This is a genomic window from Arthrobacter sp. 92 (assembly GCF_050260325.1).
In the GTDB taxonomy this organism is placed as follows: Bacteria; Actinomycetota; Actinomycetes; order Actinomycetales; family Micrococcaceae; genus Arthrobacter.
The window spans coordinates 1,025,784-1,043,745 of record NZ_CP189863.1; the positions used below are offsets into that span (position 1 = coordinate 1,025,784).

Sequence of the window (17,962 nt, forward strand, 5' to 3'; positions counted from 1 at the left end):
CTGGAGGGTCGGCGGCGACTTGGTGCGTCACTACTCAGCAGTCGACTGGCAGCTTGGCAGTTCCAGCGGGGCGGGATGGCAGTCCAGCGGGGCGGCGGCGACTGCGTGGCTGTCGGTCTGAAGGGCGGTAGTGGGAGCGAGCGTGGTGTCTGTGGATAACTCTGAACGGGAAAGTGTGACCTCGGTTACCCTTTAATCATTGTTTGGATTTGTATTCGGATTTACCAGCCGGTCTCGGACGTCTTGAAAACTATCGGGGGAATAGCTGCCCATGACATCTCGCACTTGGTCTTCCGCCCGGCCGCACGGTTTCATTGCCGCCCTTCTCGCCGCGGGCGCGGTGGGGCTCACCGCCTGCAGCGGCGGCACTGCTCCCGGAGCCCAGGCAACGTCCCCCGCGCCGGGACCTTCCACGTCCGCCTCCACCACGCCGAGCCTGACGCCCACACCGGCTGCTGTTTATAAACCGGCCGACGCGAAGGGCAAAGCCCAGAATGTTCCCGTGCCGGTGCTGCCCGAGGCCGCCAAGTCGCAGACCAAGGAGGGGCTGGAGGCATTCGCGAAGTACTGGTACTCAACACTCAGCTACGCGTACGAGACTGGCGATACGGCTCTCGTGATGGCTGCAAGCGGTCCTAACTGCGTATTCTGTGATGGATTGCGTGAGGGTGTCGCGGCTGCATGGCGGGATGGCCGGTGGGTAGAGGGCGGAACTATTGATACGCCGTCCGTAACGGTACAGCTCTCACCCGGGGTATCCCATGCAACGGTTCAGGTCGTTCAGAAGGAAATCGGGATTCATAAACCTGATGGAAGTCTCTACCAGGAAGCTACCAAGGCCACGAATACCGCGAGTCAAGCAACTGCAGCTTTCGGCGGAAACGGTTGGATATTCACCGACCTCGGGCTGATTCGATAAACGATGCAATGGGTCTCAAGGCTCCGGGCAGCCACTGCCATTGCGTTGCTTCTGGCTATCGCGCCGGCGGTCTCTCACGCCGACGAGCCTCCGATTGTCATCGGCTACGAGGACAAAGGAATTGCCGTAGGGGCCGATGTTTGGGCGATTGATAAAGACACGGGGCTCCCTGTTCCGGCGGTCCCCGGTCAGGTCAATGATGACCCCAATCAGTACAAGGCGGACCTGCAATGCCAGATCGATGAGAACAATCTGAGTGTGAAGTGTTTGCAGGGACAAAAGCAATGCCCGCCCCGCGGGGAGGACGGTAAAGCCGGGATCCCCGTGATCTGGAAAGTGGCGCCCAAAGCGATACAGAATCCCGATTGGACGGACTGGACGCCAAACGGAACCGGGCCATCGTGTCTTTATGACCAGAGCCCGGAAGATCTCCTGCCACGGATTGCGGCACGGATACTGAATGAGTTCCGCAACCTGCCCGTCAAGGCTTCCCAATTGTCTGTTCAACCAAGTCCCCACACGCTCCGGGGAGCCGAGACCAACGTCTATGCCAACGCAGAGGAACAGCAGTTCGATGTGATCATTCTTGGCCAAAGAATTCATATCATCGCCACCCCCGCCCAATATTCGTTCGACTATGGTGACGGGGCCTCGCTTGGGCCGACTACGTCAGCGGGCGGCCCGCTCCCGCAGGAGCGCTGGGGAGAGAAGACCCGTACCAGCCACATCTATGGGCAGACCGGCGATTACCGGATTGTCCTGACGACCCACTTCCAGGGGACCTACTCGGTGAACGACGGGCCCCCTCTGCCCATCCCGGGCCAGGGCCAGTTCGGCTCACCCCCGCAGACCATCAGTGTTTGGCGGACCATCACCCGGAACTACGCGGACGACTGCATCAGGAATCCCCAGGGCCAGGGTTGCCCCGGAGTCCCTTCTGCGCCGTAGCCAGTGCAGCCAACAGCACCGTAACCGGAGTAGCCGTCAGTCCTGAAGTTCCCGGTCCAGCCGGTCGGCTCGGGCCCGGGCCAGCTGATAACGGGGATCATGTGGCCCGATAAGGCGCCCCATTGCCACGGCCGCCGCAGTGTCCGCTGCGCCCAAGTCGCTTCCGCACCAACGCATGATGAGTCCGGCGTCTCCGCTTGATCGTACGCAGGACCCCACTGCCTCGTTGAGTTCGTCCCGCATCAGTTCGATGGACAGGTTGGCCGATCTGTTGAGCAGTTTGGCCGGGTAGGCAGCAACAGCCTCCTCTACCCGGCCCTCGCGGAGGTGGCCGGCCACGAGGGAAGCGTCCGTTACGACGTGGACCCCAGCAGTAAAGCGGTAGGGGTTGGGGTCCACCACGTTTCCCAGGAGGCTGCGGATTCTGAACATTTCTGTCCTGATCGCGGCGGCCGCCCCGTCTTCTCCATGCAGGTGGTAGGCCAGTTCATCCGCGCTCCAGCCTTGGGTCCTCGAGGCAAGCAGCGCCAGGATCTCAGCTCGTCGCAGTGTCAACGGGAGCCGGGCACCGCCGTCGAGCTCGGCGGAGGGCCTGTCGCCCAGCAGCCGGAGGAAAAGCGTTGGCCGGACCGCGCCGTCGGGCGTTCCTCGGCCGTCCCACGAACTCTGCCCATGCGCCCCGGGCGCTCGGCCAGCGACGCCGGCGCTGGCGGTCTTCAGCATTTCTTCGGCGAGGCGGACACCGCACCGCACCAGGCGCAGGCTGTCAGGGGTGACTGACTCGAACGGACCGGATACATCCAGCACACCCACCACTTCGCCCGTGAGCGGATCCCGGATGGGGGCTGCGGTGCAGGCCCAGTCATGATGGCTGCGCACCAGGTGTTCCGCGGAAAACAGCTGGGCCTCCGCCCCCGTCACCAGGGCCTCACTGATGGCGTTTGTGCCCACGCCGGACTCGGACCAGTCGGCGCCTTCCACAAACTCCAAGGAATCCGCCAGTCTCAGCGCCTGCCGGCTCCCGACGCGCCACAGCACTTCGCCCTGCTTGTCCGTGACGATCAGCAGATGCGGTCCGGCGACCGATTCATCGGCCAGCAGCTGGGATAGGGCTGGCATCACGGCGGCCAGCCGGTGCCCTGCGCTGAGTGAGCGGGCCTCGGAAACTTCGTGCCGGTGAACGGGCCGATGCTGGTCCGGGTTGATGCCGAGCGCCAGGGAACGCTGCCACGATCTGATGAGGGAGGCCGAAATGTGGGGATCGGGATTGCCGGCGATCGTGGCCTCATGTGCCTTGCGCAGCGTCCGGGCGAACTCCGCCGGGGAGGTGAACCTGAGATCGCGAACGTGCATCGAGGCGTCGTTGCCTTGCCGCATGCGCAATCTCCAAACTCGCCATCGAATCCTTGCCCAGCCCGTGTAACCCGATTGTAACCCTCCGCGGCATTTACTTGTGATGCGGGTCACTGGATGGTCGTACGGCGCGGATCAGGAGTGGCCCACCGTCAGCAATGGAAAGAGGAATTATGCCTGAGACACCAAACGGCATCGTGGAAGCCTGGCTGGCGCAGTTCGATGAGGCGCTGCGCAGCAAGAACATCGATGCCGCACTTGAACTGTTCGAGGACGAATCGTATTGGCGCGATTTTGTGTCCTTCACCTGGAACCTCAAGACCCTTGAGGGAAGACCGGCAATCAAACGAATGCTGGAAGCCACCCTCGACCATGTGCGGCCCGGCGGTTGGGCCTTGGCCGAGGACGCCACGGGCGATGCCGCGACCACCGAAGCATGGGTGGACTTTGAAACCGCGCAGGCACGCGGATATGCCCATCTGCGCCTTCGCGACGGCAAATGCTGGACCCTCCTCACCACCATGAAGGAACTCAAGGGCTTCGAGGAAAAGAAAGGTCCCAACCGGGAGAAGGGCGTGGCCCACGAAATCAGTAAAGGCCGCAAGTCCTGGCTGGAACTCAAAGAGGAGCACGAGGCGCGCCTTGGCTATGAGGATCAGCCCTACACGGTCATCATCGGCGGCGGCCAGGGCGGAATCGGGCTGGGCGCGCGACTGCGCAGGCTCGGCGTCCCCACCATCATCATCGAGAAGAACGAACGTCCCGGAGACTCGTGGCGGAACCGCTACAAATCCCTCCACCTCCACGACCCCGTCTGGTACGACCACCTCCCGTACCTGAAGTTCCCCGACGACTGGCCCGTCTTCGCGGCCAAGGACAAGATCGGAGATTGGCTGGAGCACTACACACGAATCATGGAACTGAATTATTGGTCCAAGACCGAGTGCACCAATGCCCGCTTTGATGACGCGTCCCAGGAATGGGTGGTCGAGGTGGTGCGCGACGGCGAACCCGTCACCTTGCGCCCCAAGCAGCTCGTGTTCGCGCTCGGCGTCTCGGGGTATCCAAACGTGCCCACCTTCGATGGCGCGGAGTCCTTTATGGGGCAGCAGTACCACTCATCCAAGCACCCGGGCGGCGGCGACTGGACCGGTAAGAAGGCCGTGGTGATTGGCTCCAACAACTCGGCCCACGACATCTGCGCCGACCTGTGGGAGCACGGCGCCGACGTCACCATGGTCCAACGCTCGTCCACGCACATTGCCAGGAGTGAGTCCCTGATGGACCTGGCCCTCGGCGATCTCTATTCGGAACGTGCCCTGGCAAACGGTGTCACCACCGAAAAGGCCGACCTCTTGTTCGCGTCGCTTCCATACCGGATCCTGCCGGAGGCCCAGATCCCCGTGTACCAGGAGATGGCCAAGCGTGACGCCGGGTTCTACTCCCAGCTGGAAGCCGCCGGCTTTGACCTGGACTTCGGTGTGGACGGCTCAGGCCTGTTCCTCAAGTACCTGCGGCGGGGCTCAGGCTATTACATCGACGTCGGCGCCTCGCAGCTGCTTATCGACGGACGGGTGAAGCTCGCCAACGGACAGGTCAACGAGGTCACCGGCAACGCGGTGGTCATGGACAACGGCAAGGAGCTCGAAGCTGATGTCATCATCTACGCCACAGGATACGGCTCGATGAACGGCTGGCTTGCGGATCTCGTCTCGCCGGAGGTCGCGGACGCTGTGGGCAAGTGCTGGGGGTTCGGCTCGGACACTCCCAAGGACCCGGGACCGTGGGAAGGGGAACTGCGCAACATGTGGAAACCCACCAACGTGGAGAACCTCTGGATTCACGGCGGCAACCTGCATCAGAGCCGCCACTACTCCAACTACCTTGCCCTGCAGCTCAAAGCCAGGATGGAGGGCCTCCCTACTCCCGTCTACGAACTCCAGCCCACGCACCACACACGCTGACCAGGGGTCCGTGACAGCTGACCGAGAGGCCGTGACAAGGGCGTTCCCGGCGGCCAGACTGAGGGTGTCGGCTACCTGTTGTGACAATCACGGCTGTGGATGCGCCTGGTCGGGCGCATCCACAGCGGGTAATTCGAAGGGGAAACATGATGAAAGCAGCACGATTCCATGCCCGCAAGGATCTGCGGATTGAAGACGTTCCTGAACCGGATCTCCGCAGCGGGGCAGTCAAGATCAGTGTCGCCTGGTGCGGCATCTGCGGCACCGATCTGCACGAGTTCCTCGAGGGGCCCATCTTCTCGCCGGCGCCGGGCCATCCCCACGTCCTTACCGGTGAAGCAGCCCCCGTCACCCTGGGGCACGAGTTCTCCGGCACCATCGAAGAAGTGGGCGACGGCGTCTCCGGACTTGCCGTGGGGGATAACGTGGTGGTGGAGCCCTACTTTGTCTGCGGTGAGTGCGGGCCGTGCCGGGAGGGGAATTACAACCTGTGCACCAAGCTCGGATTCATCGGATTGGCCGGGGGAGGCGGGGGCCTGAGCGAAAAGATTGTGGTCGACGCCCGCTGGGTGCACCCGATTGGGGACATTCCACTGGACGAGGCCGCACTCATCGAGCCCTTGGCCGTTGCCCATCACGCGGTGGGCCGCAGCGGGCTGACCGCCGGCGCGACCGCCGTCATCGGAGGTGCGGGGCCCATTGGGCTGCTGACCGCAGCCGTCCTCAAGGGACTGGGAATCACCACGGTGGTCACGGAGTTATCCGCCGCGCGCAAGGAAAAGGCCCGCTCCTCCGGCGTCGCGGATCACGTCGTGGATCCCAGCACCGATGACGTCAAGGCACGGGTGCTGGAACTGACCGGCGGCGCCGGCGCGGACGCGGCGTTTGAATGTGCCGGCGTGAACGCGGTCCTGGACACGATGCTCGACGTCGTGAAGCCCGCCGGAGTGGTGGTCAACGTGTCCATCTGGGGACGTCCGGCAACCGTGGACATGCAGAAGATTGTCCTCAAGGAGATAGATCTGCGGGGGACCATCGCCTACCGCGGTGACCACGCCGCGGTAATCAAGCTCGTCCGGGAGGGGAAAGTGGACCTCAAACCGTTCATCACCGGAAGAATTGCCCTGGAAGACCTCGTGGACAAGGGCTTCGACACGCTGATCAACCACAACGACACCGCAGTGAAGATCATCGTGCATCCCTAGTTGTGCCGGGCCCACAACTGCAACCACAGCAAGAGCCGGGTTTCAGCGTCGGCAAGGTCGAAGCCGAAGAGCGCCTTCACCCGGGAGATGCGGTAGCGCACCGTGTTGACGTGAACCCCAAGTTGTTTGGCCACCTCAATGGCATTGCCGCCGCAGTCAAGGTAGACGCGGACGGTTTCTTCGAAGGCGGTCTTCTTCAGAGCATCGTGCTCCGCCACTTGCCCGGCGTAGATGCCGGGCAAGTGGCCGGAAGAATGAAGTTCGGTCACAATCTGACGCAGGTACAGTCGGGAACCGAGCGAGTCGCGGTCCGCCACAACATCCTTCGAATCAACGTGCACCCGGCCTTCATCGGCATTGCGCAGCAGCTCAGCCAGTACCTCCTCGGCGTCCATGCGTGACTGTTCCAATCTCGCGATCGGAGTGGTGCGGCCCACCCCGGCCAGGACCGGCCGGTCTAGCAGGCGGCGGGTGTTGTGGACAATCCGGAGGACGGTATCGTGCTGGAACTGGCGGGACTTCGCGGTGTTCTGCGGCAAGACTATGTAGACGATGTTGTCGGCGAGCCCACAGACAGCCGTGGGGAGCCGGACCGCGCAGGCGGTCCGGACAATGTCGAAAAGCCTCAGCCGGGACTGCAGCGTGTCCGGTGCGTTGGCCTGCGGAGGCCAAACGCTCACGGCCACTATCCGGATAGTGTCAGCGGAAATCCCAAGTCGGATGGCGGCGAGTTCCACCCTCCCGGGTTCAAAAAGTAGCGGCTTGACCAGGTCGATCTGGCGAGTCAGCGTGGAGACGTAGGCCGTCCGCCTGTGCAGGATGTGAAGGGCCGCCACGTTGGCCGCCTCGCGCAGGAATCTCGCGGCGTCCTCGTTGGGGTTCGACGCGGTCTCAAGGAGCCAGAGGGATCCGAGGACGACGTCCCCGGCCCGGATGGCGATGGCGGAGCGCCGGAGGCTGGGTTCCTCATTCGGTACGCTCACCACGTCCCTGGCCGCGTGCACCCGGCGATAATCGGCGTCGTTTTCCGCGCTCCGCGGAACCTGTAGCCGGAGGATTGAATCACGGCGGGTATCGTCGATGGGCTGGTCCGGCAGTGTGGAATAGGCCAGGATCGTCTGCTCGGGATCCGCAATGGCGACGGCGCCGCCCGCCTGGGAGGCCACCGTGTTCGCAAGATCGAACAAATCCCCGGGGCGGATGTCCACCAGAGTGCGGCCCGATTCCCTGTGGGGAGCCACCGCCGCGTTCATGATTTCCATGAGTTGGTCCCACGGAACCGAGTCCGAGGCGCGGAACAACGCCATGCCCACTGTGTGCGCGGTGAGGCGCAGTCCTTCATCCGAAACGCCGTTGGCCTTGTAAACCACCGCCACATAGCCGGCGTCCTTGATTTCCTGGAGCTTGGACTCGAGCCGCTTGCCCGACATTGAGAGACCGATAGCCAGGGCGATGGCACCCGGAAATGGCAAAGGCCTCGCCGTGGGATCAATGAGCACGGACCCGGAGACGGTTTGCAGGTCGCCGGCGGGCATCTCCACAAGACTTACGAACTCGGGCCCCGCCGCACGGGCCACCGCCGCAAGGGTCGGCAGACGGTCTCCGCCTGTGCCCGCCGCCGCTCGCCTGGAGGCATTCGGACTCCGATCGGGAGCTTGGTATTTGATCACAACCTGGAGGACCTAACCTTGTCGGATTGTCTATGTCGACACAGGCTATAGCTTTCTAGGCTGAACCCAAGAGCACACGCTCACCAGGGGAGGTTCCGTTTGAAATTCGCTGACGCCAGGCAGCTGGTCCAGATCAAAGCACCGGTGATGTCACGGCGACGCCGCGTACTGGCCAACGCGTACAACGTGGAGGAATACCGAAATGCCGCCCGTCGGGTGCTTCCCGCGGGGATCTTCGACTATTTGGATGGTGGTTCCGAGGACGAGGTGACCCTCCGGCGCAACCGTGCCGTCTTCGACGGATGGGGCCTGATGCCGAGCTGGGGCCCGGTATCCGGCCCCGATACGGGCACCTCACTGTTGGGCCAGCAGTGTTCGCTGCCGCTAACCCTGACGCCCACAGGGGCAACGCGTCTCTTCCACCCCGAAGGAGAACTTGCAGTCGCCAAGGCTGCCCTGAAAGCGGGGGTACCCTACAGCCTCGCCGGCCTAAGCACCGTGTCCATGGAGTCCGTTGCCGAGCACTACCCCGACCTGGACCGCTGGTTCAATTTTGGCCTGTCCGCTGATGCCGGAGCGAGGGACGCCAAGCTGGAAAGGTGCGCAGCGGCGGGCTACCGGACCCTGATCGTAGGCGTGGACACCCGGGCCCTGGGCTCCCGGGAACGGGATCTCCACAACGGCTTCACTGCGCCGCCGGCACTGACCTTGTCCACCCTCGTCGATATTGCCACCCGCCCGGGCTGGTGGACCGGTTTTCTTAGGGCCGAAGGCATTACATTCCCCAACCTCCAGTCCGGCAATCAGCCGTCAACGGTAGTGACGCCGTCTATGTGGCAGCAGATCCTTGGCCACTCGGACGCCAGCAGCGGCTGGAATGAACTTGAGGAACTGCGCGCAGCCTGGCAGGGCAAGATCGTCCTCAAGGGCTGCGTCAACCCTGACGATGTGGCCCGCGCCGCGGACATCGGCCTCGATGCGGTGCAACTGAGTAACCACGGCGGCAGGCAGTTGGACCACATGCTCAGCCCGATGGACGTCCTCCAGGAATCACGTCAGAGGGTTGGGGACCGGATGGAGATCTACGTTGACTCCGGAATCCGCAGGGGCAGCGACATCGTCAAAGCCATCGCGCTCGGCGCAGATGCCTGTTCCATTGGCAGGGCCTACCTCTATGGGCTCGTCGCGGCCGGATCCCCGGGCGTCAGCCGCATCATCGACATATTTGCCGAGGAACTGCGCCGGACCATGACGTTGGTGGGGGTCTCCTCTATTGCCGAGCTCAAGGACCGCGGTCCGGGAGTGGTCCGCGACGTCCGATATGCAGCCCAATTCCTGGACCGTGAAGGCAAAGACTCCAAGGACACCGGTCTTTTGGCCGCCACTTAGCCGACCGCCACGGGTTCTTACCGTACTTTGAAGACCACGGCCCCACAGAACGCTTTATAAGAACAACTCCATTGCCAACACTAAGGAAAACCATGCGAGCCAGATACGCCATTCCCGCCCTTACCGCAGCCGCGGCCCTGATGCTTACCGGCTGCGTCGACAACACGGCTCCGGAAGCAAGCAAAGGATCCGCTGCCTCCAGTGAGCCCGCGTCGGTTGCCAAGAACGATTCTCTGGCCGCAATGCTGCCGCAAAAGATGAAAACTGCCGGAGTACTCAACGTGGGAATGGCCAACAATTACGCGCCCAACGAGTTCAAGGACGCGCAGGGCAAGCCCGCAGGCTGGTCTGTGGACCTGACCAATGCTCTCGGGCAGGTGCTTGGGCTCAAGGTCAACTTCGACATCGGCACCTTCGACAACATCCTGCCAGCCATCAAGGCGGGCAAGGACGATATGGGAATGTCCTCCTTCACCGACACGGTGGAAAGGGAAAAGCAGACTGATTTCATCAACTACTACTCCGCGGGCATCCAGTGGGCCTCCGCAAAGGGCAAGACCGTCGATCCGAAGAACGCCTGTGGAATGAAGGTCGCGGTGCAGGCCACCACCTACCAGGACACCGACGAGGTCCCGGCAAAGTCCAAGGCATGCACGGACGCGGGCAAGCCGGCAATCAACATCTTCAAATACGATGCCCAGGATCAGGCGACGAATGCGTTGGCCGTGGGACAGGTTGACGCAATGAGTGCCGACTCACCCGTCACGCTTTACGCGATCTCGCAGACGAAGGACAAGCTGCAGGCTGCCGGGGACGCATTCGAGGTAGCGCCCTACGGCATTCCGGTGGCGAAGGACAGCGAGTTCAAGCCGGTGCTCCAGAAGGCCTTGCAGGCACTGATCGATGACGGAACGTACACGAAGATCCTCACCAAATGGGGAGTCCAGAGCGGCGGGGTCAAGTCTGCGGCGCTCAATGTTGCCGCGAAGGGGTAACCGGTCGTGAATCCTCCTGACGGCGGCCACGCGCCCGCGCCGGCAAGTGTCGTTCAAGCGGCCCATCCGGAAGGCGAGGCCATCAAAGCGGTCCCGCTGCGCCATCCCTGGCGGTCGCTGGCCGCCGTCGTGCTGGTCCTTGCATTGGCTATCTTTATCATTGATGCCGCCCAGCGGGAGGATTACGGTTGGGCCGACGTCGGCAAGTACCTCTTCGACCGCCGAATCAGCCAGGCGGCCCTGGTCACCTTGCAACTGACGGTCTATTCGATGGTCGCGGCGATCGTGCTGGGACTCGTCTTGGCCATTATGAGGCTCTCACCCAATCCGGTGGTCAAGAGCGTTGCGTGGCTCTATCTGTGGATTTTCCGCGGCACTCCGGTTTATGTGCAGCTCGTCTTCTGGGGCATCGTTTCGCTGATCTATCCGGTGTTCACGGTGGGAATACCGTTTATGGATCCGTGGCTGTCGATTCCAAACGGCATTTTCACCAATCTCTTCATCACTGCGGTGATCGGGCTGGCCCTCAACGAGGCAGCGTACATGTCAGAGATCGTGCGGGCCGGACTGCTCTCCGTTGACCAGGGCCAGGAGGAAGCATCCACGGCGTTGGCCATGTCCTGGGGGCAAACCATGCGATACGTGGTGGTCCCGCAGGCCATGAAGATCATCATCCCGCCCACGGGCAACGAAGTTATCTCGATGCTTAAGACAACTTCGCTGGTGGCTGCGATCCCGCTCAGTATTGACCTGTACGGGGTGTCCCGGGGCATCTCAGCCGTGACGTTCACGCCGGTGCCCCTGCTGATCGTCGCGTCAATCTGGTACCTCCTCTTCACCTCAGTGCTGATGGTGGGCCAGCACTTCATCGAAAAACGCTTCTCGCGGGGAACCGGGCGGCGGAAGGCGGACAAGGCTGCGCCGCCCACCAGCCCGACGGCGGCGCTGGCCGTTGACGCGCCCACAGGCAATGACGTAGGAGGCAAAGGATGACCGGCATGCCAATGGTGCTCGCGGAAAGCGTGTCAAAGAGTTTCGGCAGCAACAAGGTTTTGCGCAGCATCAGCCTGACGGTCAACGCCGGAGAAGTCTTGTGCATCGTGGGTCCCAGCGGTTCGGGAAAGTCGACCTTCCTGCGCTGCATCAACCACCTTGAGCGGGTGGATGCCGGCAGGCTCTCCGTGGAAGGCCAGCTCGTTGGATACCGCCAAAAGGGTGACAGGCTGTACGAGCTCAAACCGAAGGAAGCCGCGTTCCAGCGCCGCGAAATCGGCATGGTCTTCCAGCGTTTCAACCTCTTTCCCCACCTGACGGCGGTGGAGAACATCATCCAGGCGCCTATGCGCGTCAAGCGCATCTCCAAAACCAAAGCGACGGCGCGGGCCATGGATCTGCTGGAGCGCGTCGGGTTGGGGGACAAGGGCGACTACTATCCGGCCCACCTCTCGGGAGGCCAGCAGCAGCGGGTGGCCATTGCCCGGGCGCTGGCCATGGACCCGAAACTCATGCTGTTCGATGAGCCGACGAGCGCGCTGGACCCGGAACTTGTGGGCGAGGTCCTGGACGTGATGAAGGAGCTGGCCGCAAGCGGAATGACCATGATCGTGGTGACCCACGAGATGGGTTTCGCCCGCGAGGTTGCCGATTCCCTGGTCTTTATGGACGACGGCATTGTGGTGGAGTCCGGTGACCCCCGCCAAGTTCTCAACGACCCGCAGCATGATCGGACCAAGGCGTTCCTGTCCAAGGTCCTGTAGGGCTCCTGTCCAAGGTCCTGCAAGGGGAGGGCGAAAGGTCCGGGTGCGGCGATCATCCGGGCCGGGGACCGGGGGGCCGGGGCGGCGATCGACCGGGCCGGCGGCTGGCGGCCGGGGACCGGCGATCGAAGTGATCCGAGTCTCACCCGGAATAGTTGCAGGCGCCGGGCAGTTGGGGAGAGTGGACACAATCCACTTTGAAAGGAACCGCGCATGCTGTTTTCCCCCTTGACCCTTGGCGAGCTTGAACTGCCGAACCGCCTTGTGATGGCTCCGCTGACCCGCGTTCGCTCCGGCCAGGAAGGCGTGCCCGGACCGCTCGTTGTGGAGCACTACCGCCAGCGCGCCTCGCTGGGACTCATCGTCAGCGAGGGTGCCTACCCCAGCCGGGCCGGCCGGGGCTTCCCCGGCCAGCCCGGCCTCGTGACGAAGGAACAGCTTGAGGGCTGGGCCAATGTCACCTCCGCAGTCCACGCCGAGGGCGGCCGGATCTTTGCCCAGGTCATGCACGCCGGCCGTGTCACCCACGGCGACACCAACGGGGGCTTAGAGGTTGTGGCTCCCAGCGCGATCGCTATTGAGGGTCAGACGCGCACCTACACGGGGAAGCAGCCCTTCCCCGTGCCCCACGCCTTGACCACTGACGAGTTGAAGGGTGTTGTCCAGGAATTTGTTCAGGGATCACTCAACGCGATCAGCGCAGGGTTCGACGGCGTAGAGCTGCATTCCGCCAATGGTTACCTGCTGCACGAATTCCTCGCGCCCTCGGCCAATCACCGCGACGACATCTACGGCGGCTCCCCGGAGAACCGGGCCCGGTTCGTCATAGAGGTGGTACGGGCAGTGGTGGACGCCGTAGGTGCGGACCGCGTGGGCATCCGGATTTCCCCTGAGCACAACGTGCAAGGCGCCGTCGAACTGGACCCGGCGGACGTCCGCGAAACGTACAGCCACCTCGTGGATGCCATAGCTCCGCTCGGGCTGGCCTACCTGAGCATCCTGCACAAGGAACCCACAGGGGAGCTTGTCCAGGAGCTGCGGCAGCGCTTCAACGGCACATTCCTGGTCAATACCGGATTCGGTGTTATCACCACGCGGGACGAAGCCGTTTCCCTCATCGCCGACGGCCACGCCGACGCAGTGGTCGTCGGACGGCCGGCCATCGCCAACCCGGACCTGGTCCGCCGCTGGCGCGAGGGCCTGCCCCTGAACGAGCCGGACCAGGCCACCTTCTACACCGACGGTGCCGAGGGCTACACCGACTACCCCGCGTACCAGAACTAGGTTCAGCACCACCCCCGGCGAGGTGACATGCCCCCTTGCCGCCACGAAAAGTGGGCAGAATGCCATTCTGCCCACTTTTCGCCGTTAAAAATGAGCATGTCCCGTGGTTTGGGTCGGGCTGCGCGCTTATGAATGAGCATGTCCCCTCCGGTGGGGGCGCGGCGGCACCGGTCCTATAGGATCTGAACATGCAAGTTCTGCCCCCGTCACGCAGTGCGGGCGGCCGCGCCCCAGGCCGGACCGTCAGCCGTCAGGTGCTGGCCGACCACGTCTATGAGGAGCTGCTGGAAGCACTCATGGATGGACGGCTCGAGCCCGGCGCCACTGTCAGCATCGATGGAACGGCGCGGGAACTAGATGTTTCGCCCACCCCGGTCCGCGAGGCCTTGGCCCGTCTGGAACACACTGGCATGGTCAGGCGGGTGGCGCTCAAGGGCTACCGGGTGGCGCCGGTCTTCACCCGCGAAGATTTTGCCGAGCTCATGGAGGCGCGCCTCGCAATAGAACCGGTCAACGCCCGGCTCGCCTGCGCGCGGCTAACGCCGGAACGACTTTCCGAGCTGAAGGAGGCCGTGAGCGACCTGAGGACTGCACCTCGTGGACCGTCGTTCGCCGAGTACCGCGACTATCTCGAAGCGGATGAACGCTTCCACCGGCTCATTGCGGAACAGACCGGCAACCAGTTCATGGTGGCCGCCTATGCGGCACTTGGTGGACAGGTCCAGCGGTTCCGACTCTTTGGCGGCGTCGGGATCACCGACGCGGAGAACGCCATCGCCGAGCATCAGGCCGTCCTGGATGCTTTCTCCACCGGCGAGCCGGAGAAGGCTGCCGCTGCAATGGCCGAACACGTCCGAAAGGTCCGCGGCCGGGCAATAGCGGACGCGCCCGAAGGCTGAGGCCCCGGCGCCCGCCCCAACGACCCGCCCAACTGAGTCCAACGCCCCGCCCAACTGAGTCCAACGCCCCGCCCAACTGAGTCGCACTAGATGCCGTTATGGGGTCCCATAACGGCATCTAGTGCCAGCTAGTTGGGCTGGGACCACCCTAAGTGTGACCTTGACAACTCCATTCGGATAGTAGATCCTATAGGAAACAGGATTGCACAAGGGAGTGAACATCATGGCTTACACAGCTGAGAACTGGCCCATTACCGCGGCGCTGCTGCAGTTTCCGGGCACCGACGCCCAGGGCAACCACATCAACGACGCCGAGCCCTCCGCCTGGGCCGAGGTCCTCACCGAGGTCAAGGAGGCGGGCTTCGCCAACGCGGACCTCACTGACAGTTGGGTGCGCCCCGGCGATTTGAGTTCCGCCCGCCTGGCCGAATTCAAGAAGACCGCGGAGAGTGTCGGCATCGGCATCCCGGTGATCTCGGCCATCCGGCGCAGCGTCATCGAGGAAGGCAACTGGGAAGCCAACCTCGCCTACAGCCACCGCACCATCGACGCCGCCGCGGAACTGGGCTGCGAAGTTGTCTCCTTCGGTCTGCACCAGGCCATCACCGCGGAGCAGCAAAAACAGCTGTGGTTCTGGACGGTGGAAGGTTACAAAGATCCGGCAGGGGACAAGGAAGCCTGGTCCAATGCAGTGTCCAGGCTCCGTGAACTGGGGCGGCACGCCGCCGAGGTGGGCGTCCTGCTCTCCCTGGAAATGTACGAGGACACCTTCCTTGGCACCGCGGACTCCTCGGTCCAGATGGTCCAGGACATCGGCCTCAGCAACGTGGGACTCAACCCGGACCTGGGCAACCTGATCCGCCTGCACCGGCCCATCGAGGACTGGCGCGAGATGGTGGCCAAGACCCTGCCGTACTCCAACTACTGGCACATGAAGAACTACATTCGCGATGAGGACGCGGCCCGTGACATGTACGTGGCCATGCCCGCGCCGATGGAAAGCGGCCTGATCAACTACCGCGAGGCCTTTAAGCTGGCGGTCTCCGTGGGCTTCCAGGGCATCCTCTGCACCGAGCACTACGGCGGGGACGGCCTCAGCGTCACGGCCAGCAACCAGGAGTACCTGCGCCGCCACGTCCTGCCGAAGACCGACGGCTACGTCCTCGGGCAGAGCCACGTGGCGCAAGGACGGCAGCAGCCGGCGGCCAGCGAACTCGCCAACGTCTGACCCGCTCAGAGTTCTGATGCTCGACGGCGGCTGGCCGGAACGCCGGACAGCCGCCATCCGGGGGCTAACCCTATACCAATTAACCAACACGGATTCAATGAGGAACCATGACCCAGATCTTCGATAATCCCGCTGATTTTGCGGATGAGGCACTGGACGGCTTTGTGGCAGCAAACCGCGGTTATGTGGCGCGCGTGGACGGCGGGGTTGTCCGCTCCACCGAGGTCCCGGCCGGACAGGTGGCCTTGGTGGTGGGCGGCGGCTCCGGCCACTACCCGGCCTTCGCCGGCCTCGTTGGGCCCGGCCTCGCCACCGCCTCCGCCTGCGGCAACATGTTCGCCTCCCCGGCGGCCGGCCAGGTCTACCGCGTGGCCAAGGCCGCCAATGCCGGCGGCGGCGTGCTGCTGAGCTATGGCAATTACGCCGGCGACGTCCTGCACTTCGGCCAGGCCCAGTTGCGCCTCAACGCGGAAGGCATTGAGACCCGCACGGTGCTGGTCACGGACGACATCGCCAGCGCGCCCCTGGACCAAATCGAGAAACGCCGCGGCATCGCCGGCGATCTGACAGTCTTCAAGATCGCCGGGGCCGCTGCCGAGACGGGACTGAGCCTCGACGAGGTCGAACGGCTGGCCATCCGGACCAACTACCGCACGCGTTCCCTGGGGGTGGCCTTTGACGGATGCACCCTCCCCGGCGCCAAGGAGCCCCTCTTCCACGTCCCCGCCGGGCAGATGTCCCTGGGCCTGGGCATCCACGGCGAACCGGGCATCTCCGAACACCCGATGCCCACGGCCTCCGAACTTGCCGAACTGCTCGTCTCAAAGCTGCTGGCTGATAAGCCCGACGACGCCGGTAGCCGCGTGGTGCCGATCGTCAACGGCCTGGGCACTGTCAAGTACGACGAGCTGTTCCTGCTCTTCGGCAAGATCGAGAAACTCCTCGTCGCGGCCGGCCTGACCGTCGTTGAGCCCGAATGTGGAGAGCTGGTCACCAGCTTGGACATGTCCGGACTCTCGCTGACCCTGCTCTGGCTGGACGAGGAACTCGAACAGTACTGGGCCGCCCCCGCAGACACCCCGGCCTTCCGCAAGGGAAACCTCGCGCCGCATCCCCGGCGGGAACTGGCCGGTCCGGAGGCCGAGGTGGCGGCCGACGTCGAACGCCCCACCGCGGCGGCCGCCGAACTCGGACGGCAGGCAGTGGCCGTGCTCGCCCAGGTGCGGGACGTCGTCGTCGAGCACGAAGCGGAACTGGGCCGGTTGGACGCCATAGCCGGCGACGGCGATCACGGAATCGGTATGCGCCGCGGCGTGGACGCTGCTGTTGCCGCCGCGGAACAGGCGGCCGCGAACCGCGCCGGCGCGTCGGCGGCCAGGGTACTGACCGCCGCGGGGGAGGCCTGGAGCGAACGCGCCGGCGGAACGTCGGGCGCCCTTTGGGGTTCGGCGATCATCTCAGCCGGCCTGGCCTTGGGTAACCGGGACAGCTACGCCGGCGAGGACGCGGCCGCGGCCGTTACTTCCTTCGTGGACGCCATCACCGAACTCGGCAAGGCGGACCTGGGGGACAAGACCATGGTGGACGCCCTCCTGCCCTTCCGTGATGCCTTCCTCGCCGCGTTCGACGGCGGAACACCGGTCAGCGGGGCGCTCGCCGCGGCGGCCGCCGCCGCGCAGAAGGCCGCAGAGCAGACCTCGGCCCTGCGTCCCCTTAAGGGACGGGCGCGGCCGCTCGCCGAAAAGAGCCTGGGCCACCCGGATCCAGGCGCAGTTTCCTTCGGGCTGATCGCGGCCCGGATCTCAGCCCACATCGAATCTGAAGTGGCGGCCGCGGCCGGACAAGGAGCACAACAATGAGCACAAGCCCCAACACAACAACGGGCTGGCGCATCGTCGTCGGCAACGATGAAGCAGGCGTGGAATACAAGAACGCCCTGAAGGCACTCCTCGAGGCGGATCCCCGCGTGGCGTCCGTTCAGGACGTGGGCGTCGGCGCGAACGACTCCACCGCCTACCCTCACGTGGCCGTTGACGCCGCCCGCAAAGTGGCCGAAGGCGAGGCCGACCGGGCCCTGCTGATCTGCGGAACGGGGCTGGGCGTGGCGATCGCAGCCAACAAGGTTCCCGGCATCCGCGCCGTCACGGCCCACGACAGCTACTCCGTGGAACGCTCGGTACTGAGCAACAACGCCCAGGTGCTCGCACTCGGGCAGCGCGTGATCGGCCTGGAACTGGCCAAGAAACTGGTGGGCGAATGGCTTAGCCACCGCTTCGATGAGAATTCCTCCTCCGCCGCCAAGGTGGACGCAATCTGCTCCTACGAGCCCGACTACACGAAGGCAGTCTGAT

At 64.1% G+C, this 17,962-nt stretch carries 15 protein-coding genes; 13 read left to right on the plus strand and 2 right to left on the minus strand.

Annotated features, from left to right (window positions below; genetic code table 11):
- Window positions 1-271: 271 nt before the first annotated feature.
- Together ACP4XC_RS04765 and ACP4XC_RS04770 are read left to right on the plus strand one after the other, a co-directional pair.
- On the plus strand, window positions 272-919 hold the full coding sequence (locus tag ACP4XC_RS04765; RefSeq protein ID WP_427173717.1) for a DUF6318 family protein: 648 nt from the start codon (window positions 272-274) through the stop codon (window positions 917-919).
- 495 nt (window positions 920-1,414) lie between these two features.
- On the plus strand, window positions 1,415-1,867 hold the full coding sequence (locus tag ACP4XC_RS04770) for a hypothetical protein (RefSeq protein WP_427173718.1): 453 nt from the start codon (window positions 1,415-1,417) through the stop codon (window positions 1,865-1,867).
- Window positions 1,868-1,903: 36 nt separating this feature from the next.
- On the opposite strand, the gene ACP4XC_RS04775 is transcribed toward ACP4XC_RS04770, so the two are convergent.
- The gene (locus tag ACP4XC_RS04775; RefSeq protein WP_427173719.1) at window positions 1,904-3,244 is read right to left on the minus strand and encodes a GAF domain-containing protein; all 1,341 of its coding nucleotides are present in this window, start codon (window positions 3,242-3,244) and stop codon (window positions 1,904-1,906) included.
- A gap of 149 nt (window positions 3,245-3,393) precedes the next feature.
- On the opposite strand from ACP4XC_RS04775, the gene ACP4XC_RS04780 reads away from it, so the two are divergent.
- Together ACP4XC_RS04780 and ACP4XC_RS04785 are read left to right on the plus strand one after the other, a co-directional pair.
- Window positions 3,394-5,184, plus strand: coding sequence for an NAD(P)/FAD-dependent oxidoreductase (locus ACP4XC_RS04780; protein ID WP_427173720.1), 1,791 nt, complete (start codon window positions 3,394-3,396; stop codon window positions 5,182-5,184).
- 149 nt (window positions 5,185-5,333) lie between these two features.
- Entirely contained in the window at window positions 5,334-6,389 is a 1,056-nt protein-coding gene (locus ACP4XC_RS04785; protein WP_427175019.1) for a 2,3-butanediol dehydrogenase, read from the plus strand.
- Here the strand turns inward: ACP4XC_RS04785 and ACP4XC_RS04790 are convergent.
- Window positions 6,386-7,924 (minus strand): PucR family transcriptional regulator, encoded by a 1,539-nt coding sequence (locus tag ACP4XC_RS04790; protein ID WP_427173721.1) that lies wholly within the window; start codon window positions 7,922-7,924, stop codon window positions 6,386-6,388. The two genes, ACP4XC_RS04785 and ACP4XC_RS04790, sit on opposite strands and share 4 nt — an antisense overlap.
- A gap of 234 nt (window positions 7,925-8,158) precedes the next feature.
- Here ACP4XC_RS04790 and ACP4XC_RS04795 point away from each other — a divergent pair, with 234 nt between their 5' ends.
- The 9 genes from ACP4XC_RS04795 to ACP4XC_RS04835 all read left to right on the plus strand — a co-directional run bounded on the left by ACP4XC_RS04795 (window position 8,159) and on the right by ACP4XC_RS04835 (window position 17,961).
- Window positions 8,159-9,448 carry an alpha-hydroxy acid oxidase gene (locus tag ACP4XC_RS04795; protein WP_427173722.1) on the plus strand — a complete coding sequence of 430 codons (1,290 nt, stop codon included), beginning with the start codon at window positions 8,159-8,161 and terminating at the stop codon, window positions 9,446-9,448.
- 92 nt (window positions 9,449-9,540) lie between these two features.
- A complete protein-coding gene (locus ACP4XC_RS04800; protein ID WP_427173723.1) occupies window positions 9,541-10,443 on the plus strand; it encodes an ABC transporter substrate-binding protein in 903 nt (300 codons plus the stop codon).
- 6 nt (window positions 10,444-10,449) lie between these two features.
- Complete coding sequence (locus ACP4XC_RS04805) at window positions 10,450-11,436, plus strand: amino acid ABC transporter permease (protein ID WP_427173724.1); 987 nt, start codon at window positions 10,450-10,452, stop codon at window positions 11,434-11,436.
- The gene (locus ACP4XC_RS04810) at window positions 11,433-12,200 is read left to right on the plus strand and encodes an amino acid ABC transporter ATP-binding protein (protein WP_427173725.1); all 768 of its coding nucleotides are present in this window, start codon (window positions 11,433-11,435) and stop codon (window positions 12,198-12,200) included. The genes ACP4XC_RS04805 and ACP4XC_RS04810 overlap by 4 nt, the downstream gene beginning before the upstream one ends.
- Window positions 12,201-12,413: 213 nt before the next feature.
- Window positions 12,414-13,484, plus strand: coding sequence for an alkene reductase (locus ACP4XC_RS04815; protein ID WP_427173726.1), 1,071 nt, complete (start codon window positions 12,414-12,416; stop codon window positions 13,482-13,484).
- 188 nt (window positions 13,485-13,672) lie between these two features.
- Window positions 13,673-14,383, plus strand: a complete 711-nt coding sequence (locus ACP4XC_RS04820) for a GntR family transcriptional regulator (protein ID WP_427173727.1) — start codon at window positions 13,673-13,675, stop codon at window positions 14,381-14,383.
- A 223-nt stretch (window positions 14,384-14,606) separates the two neighbouring features.
- Window positions 14,607-15,611 (plus strand): sugar phosphate isomerase/epimerase family protein, encoded by a 1,005-nt coding sequence (locus ACP4XC_RS04825; protein ID WP_427173728.1) that lies wholly within the window; start codon window positions 14,607-14,609, stop codon window positions 15,609-15,611.
- A 107-nt stretch (window positions 15,612-15,718) separates the two neighbouring features.
- Entirely contained in the window at window positions 15,719-17,470 is a 1,752-nt protein-coding gene (locus tag ACP4XC_RS04830) for a dihydroxyacetone kinase family protein (protein ID WP_427173729.1), read from the plus strand.
- Window positions 17,467-17,961 carry a ribose-5-phosphate isomerase gene (locus tag ACP4XC_RS04835; RefSeq protein WP_427173730.1) on the plus strand — a complete coding sequence of 165 codons (495 nt, stop codon included), beginning with the start codon at window positions 17,467-17,469 and terminating at the stop codon, window positions 17,959-17,961. The genes ACP4XC_RS04830 and ACP4XC_RS04835 overlap by 4 nt, the downstream gene beginning before the upstream one ends.
- Window position 17,962 lies beyond the last annotated feature (1 nt).

Bases quoted from the DNA above. Each gene is read 5' to 3' on its own strand.
- ACP4XC_RS04765 (WP_427173717.1), top strand. From the start codon at position 272: ATGACATCTCGCACTTGGTCTTCCGCCCGGCCGCACGGTTTCATTGCC.
- ACP4XC_RS04775 (WP_427173719.1), bottom strand. From the start codon at position 3,244: ATGCGGCAAGGCAACGACGCCTCGATGCACGTTCGCGATCTCAGGTTC.
- ACP4XC_RS04780 (WP_427173720.1), top strand. From the start codon at position 3,394: ATGCCTGAGACACCAAACGGCATCGTGGAAGCCTGGCTGGCGCAGTTC.
- ACP4XC_RS04785 (WP_427175019.1), top strand. From the start codon at position 5,334: ATGAAAGCAGCACGATTCCATGCCCGCAAGGATCTGCGGATTGAAGAC.
- ACP4XC_RS04790 (WP_427173721.1), bottom strand. From the start codon at position 7,924: ATGCCCGCCGGCGACCTGCAAACCGTCTCCGGGTCCGTGCTCATTGAT.
- ACP4XC_RS04800 (WP_427173723.1), top strand. From the start codon at position 9,541: ATGCGAGCCAGATACGCCATTCCCGCCCTTACCGCAGCCGCGGCCCTG.
- ACP4XC_RS04810 (WP_427173725.1), top strand. From the start codon at position 11,433: ATGACCGGCATGCCAATGGTGCTCGCGGAAAGCGTGTCAAAGAGTTTC.
- ACP4XC_RS04815 (WP_427173726.1), top strand. From the start codon at position 12,414: ATGCTGTTTTCCCCCTTGACCCTTGGCGAGCTTGAACTGCCGAACCGC.
- ACP4XC_RS04820 (WP_427173727.1), top strand. From the start codon at position 13,673: ATGCAAGTTCTGCCCCCGTCACGCAGTGCGGGCGGCCGCGCCCCAGGC.
- ACP4XC_RS04825 (WP_427173728.1), top strand. From the start codon at position 14,607: ATGGCTTACACAGCTGAGAACTGGCCCATTACCGCGGCGCTGCTGCAG.
- ACP4XC_RS04830 (WP_427173729.1), top strand. From the start codon at position 15,719: ATGACCCAGATCTTCGATAATCCCGCTGATTTTGCGGATGAGGCACTG.
- ACP4XC_RS04835 (WP_427173730.1), top strand. From the start codon at position 17,467: ATGAGCACAAGCCCCAACACAACAACGGGCTGGCGCATCGTCGTCGGC.